This is a genomic window from Paenibacillus canaveralius (genome assembly GCF_047238265.1).
In the GTDB taxonomy this organism is placed as follows: Bacteria; Bacillota; Bacilli; order Paenibacillales; family NBRC-103111; genus Paenibacillus_F.
Genome location: NZ_JBDFMM010000001.1, coordinates 418,379 through 431,298 on the forward strand (window position 1 = coordinate 418,379; position 12,920 = coordinate 431,298).

8 protein-coding genes and 1 pseudogene are annotated in these 12,920 nt (G+C 56.2%); 5 read left to right on the plus strand and 4 right to left on the minus strand.

Annotated elements, in window-relative coordinates; all coding sequences use genetic code 11:
* The first annotated feature begins 55 nt into the window (after positions 1 to 55).
* The 4 genes and pseudogenes from ABC395_RS01885 (at position 56) to ABC395_RS01900 (ending at position 4,862) form a co-directional block, all read left to right on the plus strand.
* Positions 56 to 946: a carbohydrate ABC transporter permease gene (locus ABC395_RS01885; RefSeq protein WP_413000347.1), complete on the plus strand. Its 891-nt coding sequence runs from the start codon at positions 56 to 58 to the stop codon at positions 944 to 946.
* Positions 947 to 959: 13 nt separating this feature from the next.
* On the plus strand, positions 960 to 1,784 hold the full coding sequence (locus ABC395_RS01890) for a carbohydrate ABC transporter permease (RefSeq protein WP_413000348.1): 825 nt from the start codon (positions 960 to 962) through the stop codon (positions 1,782 to 1,784).
* Between the two features lie 51 nt (positions 1,785 to 1,835).
* Positions 1,836 to 3,687 (plus strand): annotated as a pseudogene (locus tag ABC395_RS01895) (sensor histidine kinase).
* Positions 3,684 to 4,862: a response regulator transcription factor gene (locus ABC395_RS01900; protein WP_413000349.1), complete on the plus strand. Its 1,179-nt coding sequence runs from the start codon at positions 3,684 to 3,686 to the stop codon at positions 4,860 to 4,862. The pseudogene ABC395_RS01895 and the gene ABC395_RS01900 overlap by 4 nt, the downstream one beginning before the upstream one ends.
* Before the next feature lie 286 nt (positions 4,863 to 5,148).
* Here ABC395_RS01900 and ABC395_RS01905 read toward each other — a convergent pair whose 3' ends face one another.
* From ABC395_RS01905 to ABC395_RS01920, 4 genes are all read right to left on the minus strand, one after another.
* Positions 5,149 to 5,613, minus strand: coding sequence for a hypothetical protein (locus ABC395_RS01905; RefSeq protein WP_413000350.1), 465 nt, complete (start codon positions 5,611 to 5,613; stop codon positions 5,149 to 5,151).
* Positions 5,614 to 5,916: 303 nt separating this feature from the next.
* A complete protein-coding gene (locus tag ABC395_RS01910; protein ID WP_413006669.1) occupies positions 5,917 to 6,945 on the minus strand; it encodes a hypothetical protein in 1,029 nt (342 codons plus the stop codon).
* A 235-nt stretch (positions 6,946 to 7,180) separates the two neighbouring features.
* Positions 7,181 to 8,239, minus strand: coding sequence for a helix-turn-helix domain-containing protein (locus ABC395_RS01915; protein ID WP_413000351.1), 1,059 nt, complete (start codon positions 8,237 to 8,239; stop codon positions 7,181 to 7,183).
* A gap of 15 nt (positions 8,240 to 8,254) precedes the next feature.
* Positions 8,255 to 10,354 carry a cache domain-containing sensor histidine kinase gene (locus tag ABC395_RS01920; RefSeq protein WP_413000352.1) on the minus strand — a complete coding sequence of 700 codons (2,100 nt, stop codon included), beginning with the start codon at positions 10,352 to 10,354 and terminating at the stop codon, positions 8,255 to 8,257.
* Between the two features lie 237 nt (positions 10,355 to 10,591).
* Here ABC395_RS01920 and ABC395_RS01925 point away from each other — a divergent pair, with 237 nt between their 5' ends.
* Positions 10,592 to 12,850, plus strand: a complete 2,259-nt coding sequence (locus ABC395_RS01925) for an Ig-like domain-containing protein (protein WP_413000353.1) — start codon at positions 10,592 to 10,594, stop codon at positions 12,848 to 12,850.
* Positions 12,851 to 12,920 lie beyond the last annotated feature (70 nt).

Sequence of the window (12,920 nt, forward strand, 5' to 3'; positions counted from 1 at the left end):
CCGCCCCATGGGGAGAAAGAGCAAGCGGCCGTTTGTCTACAGGAGGCGTACTCGTGTGAATGTGTTAAAAGTACCTGCGCGTACTATCGCCGTCTTCGTGCTGCCAAGTCTGCTGCTGTACGTCTGCATGGTATTCGTCCCCATCCTGGTTTCGTTTTACACCGGGCTGCTGGACTGGAACGGTATATCGGGCTCCAAATTCGTTGGCCTGGCCAACTTCAAGACGATGTTTTTCGGCGATCCGGTCTTCTGGCCGTCCGTCCGCAGGACGCTGCTTTACGCGGTCTTTTCCATGATCGAGATTCCGGTCTGCCTGATGGTAGCGATTTTGCTGAACCGGTACGTGAAAAAAGCCAATTCGCTCGTGTCGGTTTACTTTCTGCCGGTGATTTTGTCGGTCGTCATTATCGGGCAGCTCTGGAAAACCGTCTACAACCCGGCTTCGATGGGCGGGATGATCAACGGGCTGCTGACCGCAATGGGCTTGACCGAATGGACGCGCAGCTGGCTGACCGAGCCGAACATCGCCATGTTCTGCCTCTATTTCGTGTCCCTGTGGCAGTATTTCGGCTATCACCTGCTTATCCAGTTTACCGGGGTGCAGAACATCCCGGCCGAGATCTATGAGGCGGCCCGCATCGACGGAGCGGAAGGCTTTGCCGCCGACCGCTACATCACGTTCCCGATGATCGTGCCCATTCTGAAAATCTCGCTCGTGCTCGCCTTTATCGGCTCCCTGCAGGCGTTCGATCTCGTGATGGTCATGACGGGCGGCGGGCCCGCACACTCGACGGATGTGATCTCGACGCATATGTACAACATGTCGTTCCTGTCCCAGAAATACGGGTACGGCAGCGCGATCGCCACCTTCCTCGTTATCCTGTGCCTGGCGTTTACGGTGCTGATTAATGTGGTTTTCAAACGTCTGGAAAATAAGGTAAGCTAGGAGGAGGATACCTATGAAATCCGTTAAAAAAGGAATCGTCTATATGCTTTTCGCGATTCTGGCCGTTACCCAGATGTATCCTCTTCTCTGGCTGCTCACGTACTCCCTTAAAACCAACGAAGAGATTCTCGGCAGCAGCTTTTTCTCCCTGCCCGCATCCCCGAGATGGGGCAACTACAAAGAAGCCTACGAGGCGGGCCATTATTTGCAGTATTTGTTCAACAGCGTGTTCGTCACCGTTATTACGATGGTCTGCGTCATACTGCTAAGCTCCATGGCGGCTTACGCCATCTCGCGCTTCCGCTGGAAGCTGGCCCCCGCCGTCATGCTCGTTTTTCTGATCGGGCTTATGATTCCGCTGCAGGCCACGCTGCTGCCCCTGATGATTATTTTCAAAAATATGAGCATACTCAACACGCACTTGTCTCTGATTCTGCCTTACATCGCGTTCCAGACGCCGGTCGCCGTCTTTATCCTGAGCGGTTTTATGAAAACGGTTCCGCACGAAATCGAAGAGTCCGCTTATATGGACGGGGCAAGCGTGTACCGCATTTTCCGCAGCATCATCCTCCCGGTTTCCGTTCCGCCTGTCATGACGGTCTGCATCTTAACGTTCATCAACATCTGGAACGAATACATCCTGGCGGCGACGTTCATCTCCTCGGAGAAGCTCAAGACGCTTCCGTTCGGTGTGTACACCTTCGTGAGCCAGTATTCCGTCAACTACGGCAACATCGGGGCTTTTCTCGTCATGGGGGCAGTGCCCGTCATTCTCCTTTATTTCATTCTTTCGGAAAAAATCACGAAGGGCATGGTTGCCGGGGCGGTAAAAGGGTAGGCGCCTAGCCGGCGGCAAGGACCGGGCGAAACAACGAAAGGGGACGAATCTTTGAGACGCGGCTTCCAATCTATCCACCACCGGTTGTTTTTTCTGTTCCTGTTCTGCATGTCCGGCATTCTGATCATCATCTCCCTGCTGTTCTACAGCCGCACGACGGAGCAGTTTCAGACGAAGATCAGCGACCTTTCCCGGAAAAACGTCTCGCAGACCGTCGATCTCTTCGACCTGCTGCTCAAAGGCTACGACAGCTTGTCCAAAACGATCGGCAACAATTTCGATCTCGTCCGACTGCTGACGGAATCGCCGCAAGAGCCCGCGCTCGATTATATCAACACTCGCTCCGTCACTAACATGATCGGGGCGATTTTCTACTCCCGGGAAGATCTGATCGGTATTCACGTCATCATGGACAAAGGAAAGATCTACAACTACGGCAACTACATGAACGTGGTCGATCCCGAATACCGCAGTTCCGGCTGGTACCGGGACGTCCGTCAATCTTCGGGCAAAATGGTCTGGCTCGGCGTGTTTCCCCACTCCCTGATCGACCAGAACGAGAAGCGGACCGTATTTGCCTTCGGCCGTCAAATTTACGATCTCAACGAGCATAAGCCGATCGGGATCGTGCTGTACGAAGCGAATCCGCAGGCGATTCTGTCCGCGTTGAATAACTTGAAGCTCAGCGAACACAGCGAGGTATATATCGTTTCGGATAAAGGACGCTTCGTGTCTTCTACTTCTTCGGCCGCCTCGCTGCCTTCCCTCGGGGATATCCCGCTGCCGGACGATTCCCGGGAAATGACCGTCGATCAGAAGAACGGGCGGCTGGCGGTAGCTTCCAAGCTGCCTTTTGCCGACTGGCTGGTGGTCAGCCTGACGCCCTACAAAGATCTGAACGTCGAGCTTGTGCAGATGCAGCGCTATATTATTCTGATCGGAACGATTCTCGTTCTCGTCTCGGCATTTATCGCTTCCATCGTATCCAAACGGATTTCGATGCCGCTCATCCGGCTGATCCGTCAGATGAAACAGGTGGAGCAGGGCAATTTCAAAGGAATCGTAAATGTGACTTCCTACCGGGAAATCAACATTCTGGTCGGATCGTTCAATCATATGGTGAACCGGATCGGGGAGCTTATCGAACGGGTGAAGATTTCATCGGTCAGCGAAAAGAATGCGGAGCTTCATGCGCTCCAGTCCCAGGTGAACCCCCACTTCCTATACAATACGCTGGATATGATCTATTGGATGCTGGACGAGAAAGGCAACGACAAGCTGGGCGAAGTCGTACTTTCGCTCTCCCATATGTTCCGCTACAGCAGCCAGTGGGAAGAAGGTGCGGAGGTTACGCTTCGCGAGGAATTCGGGCAGATTCATCACTATCTGACCATCATTCTCGTCCGGCTCGAAGGACGTTTGGACGTGGAGCTGAAGACGGATGAACGGTACATGGACATCCGTATTCCGAAGATGACGCTCCAGCCCATCATCGAGAATGCCGTGAAGCACGGCCTGGAGCCGCTTAGCCGGCCGGGGATGCTCACCATCTCGACCTTCGCGGACGGCGGGGAGACTGGCGATCCGGATCGGGGACAACGGCGTCGGCATCGGGGAAGAGAAGCTGCTCCGGCTGCGCGAGTCGCTGTACGGCGAATGCGCCGCCGGCGCACCGGGTGGCGGGGGGAGCGCCGGGGTCGCGACCGGCGCTCCGGAGAGCCGGGATGGTCCGGGCGAAGGCAGCGGAGCGGCACCGCCTGGCGGCATCGGGCTGCAGAACCTGCACCGGCGTGTGCGGCACATGTACGGTGGCGCATACGGCGTCACGGTCGAAAGTTCAGCGGGCGGGGGAACGACCGTCATCGTGCGGGTCCCGCTTCCGAAGGAGGAGAAGAACGTATGAACATTCTGGTTGCCGACGACGAGAGCGTCATCCGGGAAGGGGTCAAGCGCACGATCGAGAACGCCTGCCCGGGGTACGGCGTTTATCTGGCGGCTTCGACCGAGGAAGCGGTCAAAATCCTCGGTGAACGGCACGTGGATATCGTGCTTACCGACATTATCATGCCGGGGATGACAGGCCTTGAACTTATGCGCATTTCGAAGCGGAAGCATCCGGCCATCAAATGGGTCGTCATTTCGGCTCACTCCGAATTCGCTTATGCGCAGGAGGCGGTCCGGCTCGGCGCCCGCGACTATTTGCTGAAGCCGATCGGCAAGCCGAAGCTGGTCGAGCTGATCGAGAATCTCACCGGTGAGATCAGACGCGAGAATCTCCAAAGCAAGGAGAGCGTGAGACTGAAGTCGAGCCTGAAATATTTGCGCGAAGCTGTTTTTCTCCGGCTGGCGGCGGGACTGGATACCGGCAACCTCGATATTCAGTCGTTCGTGGAAGATTTCCCGGATTATTACCTCGTGTTCGTGCAGATGGATGCCGGGAGCAAGAGCGTTCATCTGGAACATTTTATCGTGGAAAATGTCCTCTCCGAAATGATCGAGACGCATGGCCAGGGCTTTGTCGTCAGCTACGACCGCCAGAGCCTGCTCGGTCTTGCGGCACTCGGTGACGGTATCCGGATCGATACCCTGCTGGACGCGCTGAAAGGTCACCTCAAACACTATTTGAAGGTGCCCTTCCAGATTTTGAACTCGGGGCTCCATCATGATTTTAAAAACGTGCCGCAAATCGTCACCCGGTTGAGGCAGGCTTCCGCAGCGGTCGAATACGACAGTATCAAAATGAGCGGAGACAAATCCATCGAGGTGGCGCTGCAATATATCAAGGCGCATTATTCCGGAGACTTGTCCCTGGAGAAAATGGCCTCTGTCGTCTTTCTGAACCCGGTCTATTTCAGCCAGTTGTTCAAACAGAAAACCGGCCAGGGCTACAAGGAGTATGTAACGGGCTTGCGGCTGGATCAGGCCAAGCAGCTCCTGTGCAACCCCCGGCTGAAATTGGCGGAAATCGCCGAGCGTGTGGGCTACCAGGATGTGAGGCATTTTACACAGGTGTTCCGCAAGAAATTTTTGCAGACGCCCACGGAATACCGGCAGGAGCACAATGTGACGGTGGTATGAGGCGGGATTCACGGAGAAACGGAATCATGACAAATAATGGCCCGTTTTTCGGTAAATTTCGAATCAACCGGGTGCGGTCTGGAGATGCGGCCCTTTATTTTGCGGAAAATTATAAGCCGCACATTCGTTGTAGTATGAACGGGAAGCCGAATGGATGATTGGAATGCCTCCCATTTAAAAAGGTACATTTCCCTTCGTAAAGGGAATGTACCTTTTTGCAACCGTTCTTTATTTATAGAGCCGTCAGGAATTGCAAGTTAACACGGACGTTTCATTTAGCCGGTGATTAATAATCGAAGCGGCTTGTAATGTAAGCCGAAACATGCCACTGCTGGGACGTGTCGTAGAACTTGAAATAGCTTCCGACCGGCTGGCTCAACCCGTAAGCGGTTCCGGCAACGGTGGTGACCAGGGTGTTGTTTTTGTAGATATCGAATTTGCCTGTAATCTCATCGTTTGTGCTGGAGCTGAACGACACGAGCCGGAACTCATATTGGATGCCGTTTGTTGCTTGCACGATCGCGTTGAAGAAACCGCTGTCACCCGAAGACAAGGGCTGATTCGTCCAACTGATGATAACATTTCCCGCCTTGGCTTTGTAAGCGGTGCCATTGTCTATGACCTGAATAGGTTTCGTAGACCAGATACTGTGAACACTCGTTACCGGTGCTGCGGCCGCTCCGCTGATCATCAGTGTTAACGATAACAGAGCCGCCGTCATGAAACCAAGCACCCATTTTTTTACTCTCATCAATTCATCTCCTCTAATTTTGATAGGGTATAAATTACGGTTGCGTTTACACTATATGGGAATAGGGACGACTGTATTCTATCCATTAGAGAATGAATTTGTGGAGTTTATTTCCCGGATAGTTAGCGGGCTGCAGGTTTAGTACGGGCATCGGTTCCGTAAAAAAAGGTATATCCGCCCGAAGGGGGATATACCTTGTCTTGAACAAAGCCGGGGCGATAGCAGCCAAAGCTTCTATGAAACCCGTCCGAAGGGGATTACCTTACAAAAAGAGTGCGGAACGAATGGAATTGAGGCAGTCCGCTAGTTCATGCTGATATTGACGGTCTCCTCGCCCGCGTTCACATAGTTAACGCTGACTTGGGTGGAGTTCGGATAAGTGCAGTAGCCGCCCGTATCCGCCGCCAGCCATTGGTGATTGCTGGTCGAGCTTGTTCCGATCTTGGAATTGGACCATTTGACGTTTTTCAGATAAGTCCCGGTGCTATAAGGCTTAGGGGCGTTGCTCGCAATGGCCGTGATCCGTTTGATCTCGTTGCCGGCGCCGCTTTTTTTCCAGCCGGACGCATTGGTTACAACGGTATAGTTGTCCGCCGTATTCGTGTCATACCGGATACCTGCGGCATAGAGAGCGACTTGCCCGTCTGCCGGTACGTAGAATTTGAACGTAAGATTTTGTCCGGCCTTGAAACGGAAGGAATTGTTATGGTAGTAGACGCCGCCGGTAAAGATCGAGTGGGCCCAGTTGTTGTACGTTTTGCTGTACTGGAATCCGGCATCGACTTCGGAGGCTCCGTTGCTGGCGTGCCCACCCGTATAAATGTAAGGAGTATCGTTGGAAGTAGCGTTGTTCACGTAAACTTCATTGTTGGTGCTGGAAGGCAGATATACGTTGCCGGACCACCAGGAGAAACCGGGATTCGAGAATACGCGACGGTAAGGTCCGCCCGCTTCTCCACAAGCATAACCCGCAAGCGGGGTGACGGAAGCGTTCTTGCTTAGTGCCGGCGAGTCGGTGCTTTTCGGCAGGGTGAAGGTTTCATTGCTGCTGACGGCTACGGTATTGTCTTCTGATACGGCCACTTTGCCGAAGACATCTTTCAACTCTGTCTTGTTGGCATGAATTTGTCCGTTGTCGTCGATGTATATGACGTTTTCACGCTCTTCTTTGGGAAGATTTTTCATGACGTCGATCATGATCTGACGTTCCTGACCGGTAATTCCGGCGGCGACTTCTTTCTCCAGCTCCCGGTTATTGGACGAAGCGGACACAGGGGCGAGAGAGACTACAAGGGACAGCAGAGTGAGACTGGAAGCGAGAGCGGTCTTCATTTTCTTCAAACGGCACACATCCTTTATAGTTTTTTGGTTCTTACAAAAAAAAGCTTATCACTTCTTGAAAAAATGTAAATAATTTCATCTATTTAATTAAAAAGTTATAATCAATTTACCAGAAAATGTAACGAAATTACCAGAAAATCGGGCGGCTGCTTTGTCCGGTACGGCCTGATGATCATGCAAAGAAGCCGCAAACGGCGATCCGTTTGCGGCTTCTGTTTATGCGGGGCTATCCTTCCGGATGCTGACGGCTTTGTTTCCTGAGCTCGGAAGGCGTAAGCCCGTATGTCTTTTTGAACGTTTTGCTGAAATGGGAGTAATCGGAGAAGCCGACCTGATAGGCGGCGTCCGTCGTCGGACAATCCGTATGCTCCAGGAGATCCCTGGCCTTCTCCATCCGCAGCCGGATGAGGTACTTCACGAAGTTCACGTTCGTCTCTTCCTTGAACATGCGGCTCAGATACGCGTCGGACATGCCGATGGCCTCCGCCACCACACTCAGCGAGAGATCTTCGCGGGCGTAGTGCTCCCGCATGTACTGCATCGCCCGGTGGATATTCTGCCGGGACCCGAGGTTGCGGGTCCCTTTGATTTCCCGGATCATGGCGCTCAAAGTCCCGCGCAGGGCCTCTCCGAGCTCCGCCGCATGGCCCGGCCATTCGCGGTCTGAGTAGGGACGGGCAAACCGGAAATCCCGTTTGCCCAGCTCCGTCTCCAGCATGCCCGTGAAATGGTGGGCAAACTGCGGAGGGCTGAGCTCGGCCGGGCCCGAGCTTATGTAATGCCGGAGCGCTTCTCCGGCCAGAAGCTGGGCTTTGTCCTCGCAGGCGGCCCAGAGCTGCTCGATCAGCTCCCCGGTCAGCCCCTGCAGCGTCAGCAGCCATTCATGCTGCCGGGACAGCTTCGACTCGCTGCTGGCGAGCTGGTCGTACACCCGGCCGAGGGCTTCGCGGAACTGGTCGGGATCGACGGGCTTCAGCAGAAAATCCGAGACGCCGAAGCGGATCGCCTGCTGGGCATATTCGAAATCGCTGTAGCCCGACAAAATAATGAACTGGGTCCGTTCATTCCGCTTTTTCGCCGCTTCGATGAAGGAGAGCCCGTCCAGCTCCGGCATGCGGATATCCGTCAGGACGATGTCCGGGGAACAGCTCCCGAGCACCCGGAGCGCTTCCTCCCCGTCTTCCGCTTCGCCTGCGATGACAATGTCCAGTCCGGACGTTTCCACCATCTTGCGGACACTCAAATGGATCATATATTCGTCGTCGACAATCATCATCCGGTACATGGCAAGACCTCCTCGTTATTTCGAATAAGGCAGACGAATCTCGAAGCAAGTTCCCGCGCCGGGGGAGGAAGAGAGGAGGAAGACTCCGTATTCCTCCCCGAACGTCAGCCGGATGCGCCGGTGCACATTGAGCAGGCCGATGCCCCCTTGGCGGCCGCCGCCGTCCGGCCGCGTCCCGGCTGAATCCGGCCATGCCTTACCGGAGGCAGGCTTCTGCGGCAGCCTGGAGCCGTCCGGGGGAGCGGCCGCCGATGTCCGGCCGATGAAGGCGCCGTCGTCCTCCGGCCCGCTCGCGGCAGCGGCATCCGCCGTTCTGCCATCGGAGGCGGATGCCGCTTCCCGGGCCGCTCTCGGGAGGTCCGCGGCCGCCTCGGAGGCATGGCCGGCAGCGGCCGGCGGAGCTTCGCGCGGGTCTGCCGGAGAAGAGCCGTCCGGCTCCGGCTCCAGTTCCGCCGGTCCGTCTCCGGTGCTGCCGGCAAGCAGCGAGACGAGCCTCCCGGCCGTCTCCGCGCTCATCCCCAGGCCGCGGTCGGATATTTCAACGGCATAGTACGTATCGCGGGGCTTGCCGATAATGCCGATATACGCGGGCTTTTTGTCGCGGTACCCGTGAATGAACGCGTTTTCCACCAGAGGCTGCAGCGTCAGCCGGACTGTCGTGACGGTGCTCAGCCACGGTTCTCCGATGTCAATCTCCACCTGGAGATTGCGGAAGCGGGAAGTCTGGATCTCCAGATAGGAACGGATATGCGCCGCTTCCTCGCCGAGCGGCACGAGCGGTCCGGCGCTGCCCGTGTTGTAGCGGAAAATATGCGCCAGGGCCGCCGTCATTTTGCTGATGCTGCGGTTGTTTTCGAGGATGGCATGGGAATTGATAATTTCCAGCGAATTGTACAGAAAATGGGGGTTGATATGCGCCTGCATGGATTGCAGAGCCGATTCTTTCTGCTTGATAATGAGTTCCTGCTCTTTCAGCTTGGAAGAATGAACCTCCCTCACAAGCCGGTTCAGTTCACTGACCATCTTGGAGAAGCTTCGGAACACAAGCCCGATTTCATCGTTACGCTCCCGCGTCGAAGTAATCCGGACGTTAAAATCGCCGTTTTCGACTTTTTCCATCCATTTTTGCAGATAGGTCAAAGACCGCGTGATGGAGAGCGAATAGCCGCCCACGATTGAAAGCGCAATCACAAACAGCAGCAGTGCAGCGGCAAGCGAGATGTTTCTCAGGCGGATCAGATTCCCGATAATCGTCTCCATCGGAATGTTGGCTCCGACGATCCAATCGGTGACCCGGGACGTTTCATAAATGACAATTTCTTCGCCCTGAGGCGTATCTGTCCGGAAGAAATCCGGCTGCTCTCCCTGAAACCGGGTCAACTGCTCACCGGGAAGGTACGTGCCGATTTTCCAGGCGTCGGGATGGTAGACGAGCTCTCCGGCCGCCGAGGAGATCCAGGCGCTGAAGCTTCCCTGCGAAACATCTTTGCATATATTTTCAATCTGCTGGAGGTTAAGGTCGACGATGAGGAGTCCCTCGTACAGATAGGTCGAGCTGCTGTGCAGCTTGCGAGCGACCGTCAGAACGGGGCTGGAGCCGATCCGGTTTAAACCGAGCACCTCGAAATTGCCAAGAGTGTCCAGCCTTTTCAGCAGGTCCGCGTTGCGGCTGCGGATCGTGTTCATATCGAGAATTTCTTTCGCCTCGCTGAAATCGTTGATCTGCAGGCTGTTTTTGCCCACCAGAGAAATGCCGACAATATCGGAGCGCCCGTAGATCATCTGCGCGAACAAGTCGTTTTCGACTTTTTCCGTCAGCTGATAGTAAGGATAAGCGGAGGGCAGCGCGGGCGCCAGAAACTGCTGGGTCAAGGCACTGGTAACGATGGGATAAGTGGATTTTTCCAGGTTGGATATGTACAGATCCAGGTTTTTACCGGTTTGTTCGATAAAGCGCCGGTTCGTTTCGATGGCGGACTGCTCGATCGTGCGGGTGGAAGTTTCGTACCACAGCCACCCCAAAATCAGGACAGGCAGGGCGATGAAGAAAAGGATCAGAATAAACAGCCGCCGGTGGATCGATACGATTTTGTGTTGGGAATTCCGGGTCTTCATCGATGTACCCCTCTTCCGTTTCTCATTGTCGGAGTTAAAAATAGTGTAGCAAAAAAACACCAATTGTAAATAAAAAACCATGCGGCGCCGCTTTTTCATCCCGTATACTACAGCTACACATTGAAAACGCTTTATTTTTATCGGCCCGTTAAAAAGCGCCCTGGGTAAGCGCAAAAAACGGCGTGTATGTCTGCCGGGGCCGCAACATGAACATGAATCCGATAAGGAGATGATTCCGTGACATCCGTATGGAACGGCTGGAAAAAAGGATTTCTTTTCGCGCTGGCTCTTCTGCTTGGTTTAATGACCTTTCCGGTGTCCAGGGGGAATGCGGCTTCGCTGCTGACGATCGATTCCCACAGGGACGGTGGCCGTCTGGAAGTGGGGACGGTCAGGATCGGCGGTTCTTATGCGGGAGCTTACGAGGTCGAGCTGGTGATCAACGGTCAAAAAGTGGCGGACGCGCACATGGACGACCCCAACGGGGATGATGCGGGTACCTGGTATTATGACCTGGATACTACCGAATACGACGGGGAGGTCGAGCTGATCGCCAGGGGGAAGGATACGGCGACACGGTACAATGCCTGGTCGGCCTACACCCGTCTGACGGTGGATAACCCGGCCGCGGACGTGCCGCAGGTAACGATCACGAGTCCCGTTGACCGTGACAAGGTGAGCGGCACTGCCGATGTGACGGTGGACGTTTACGGCGCGAATCCCGTTAAATCCGTGGAGGTTCGCATAAACGGCGGGAACTGGAAGCGGGCCGAGAAGAAAGGAAGCGGCTATCTTTACAAATGGGAGACGAAGAAAACGGGAAGCCGCACGAACAGCATCGAGGCCCGGGCGACAGACATACGGGGCCATACGGGCCGGAGCCTGACGACGTACGTCCGCACGGGCGGAGGGACGGAGCCGAAGCCCGTCACCGTGCTGCCCCGCCAGGACCGCTCCATGTGGATCTGGGAGAACGCGTCCTACAATCTCATCCAAACGCCGGGTTCCCGGCAAGTACTCGATGCGATGGCGAAGGATACGAAGACGTTCGGCCAGGACCCCGTTACGACGCTTTATCTGGGGGTCGACAAATTAGGGGGCACGGACATGCTGGAGGACGAGAGACCCAAGGTGCGGGATTTCGTGCGCTGGGCTCATGCCGAAGGATACCGCGTGCAGGCGCTGATAGCGGGAGGAACGGTTCCGCCGTACTTCGGAACTTATCCGCGATACAGGGAAGCGGCGCTGCGGGAGTTCGAAAAGGTGCTGAACTACAACCTGGCTTCCGAAGCCGCGGAGCGGTTTGACGGAGTGAATGTGGATACGGAGCCGTATTCGCTGCCGGATTTTAAAACGGGCTACCCGGACGTTCAGATCCAGTATCTCGATATGCTTGCCGCGCTGATGGAGCGCAAAGACGCGTCGGGCTTATCACTGCCTGTCGGACCGGCTATCCCGAGATGGTACGATTCGTCGGACACGGCGAAAAGCATTACGTGGAACGGCTCCACGAAATGGCTGTCCGAGCATATCCAGGACGCCATTATGGATTACCGGGATCAGGCCGAGGGCGGTGCCGGCATCATCCAGCAGGCGCAGGGAGAGATCGACTACGCCAACAAAATCGGGAAGCCGTACTCCGTTATCCTCGGCGTAGAGACCAAAGACATCGCGGACGGAGGCGATCCGGAAACGATCTCCTTCAGCGAAGAAGGGCGCTCCCATATGGAGCGGGAGCTGGATAAAGTGTACGCCGCGTTCGGAGGGAACGCCGCATTCGGCGGAATCGCGCTGCATCACTACGATACGCTGCGCGCGCTGCCTTCCGCCTGGGGCCCCGGCGCCCGCTTCTGGCAGCCGCCGGCCGACAAACGGCCTCCTTCGGCCGTGAGAGGCAGGCCCCAAGCGGATGCATTCGACTACCAGCGGATCGATCTGGCCTACGGCCGGGCTTCCGATAACATGGAAGTCGAGGGCTACAAGATCTACCGGAGCACCGTGCGGGGATTGGAACCTTCGCGGGAGCTGCTGGCCGGGACGGCGCGCGGCCTCTCGTTCACAGACGGCGGGCTCCTGCCGGATACGGTGTACTACTACCGTGTAGCGGCTTTCGATGCGGCGGGGAACGAAGGCCCGGCCTCGCCGGAAGTATCCGCGAAGACGGGCGTTACGGACCTGAAGCCCATGATCGTCGGCGGCATGCAGGTGACGTATGACGGCACGAAAGCTTCCGTCCGGCTGAAAACGGCGGACTTGCGGACGGGCGAGCCCGTCGCGGCCGCTGTCCACGGGCGGTTCACCCGGATGGGCGGCAAGTACGTGGACGGCCGGTCCGCATCCGACGGGACGTTCACCGCGGCGTCCGAGCCCGTTCAAGCCGCGTCCGGCGAGATCGGCTTCGCCCCGCGGCGGATCATGGCGGCCGGTTACTACTGGGCGCATGCCTACGACAAGCCCGGGGAAGCCTCGGCCGTCTGGGGCGGCGCGGAGGAGTAGGGCGGGCAGTCCGGGCAGTCCGGGCAGTCCGGGCTTCCGGCGTTAAGCGGCTTGGGCGAATCCGGGCGCG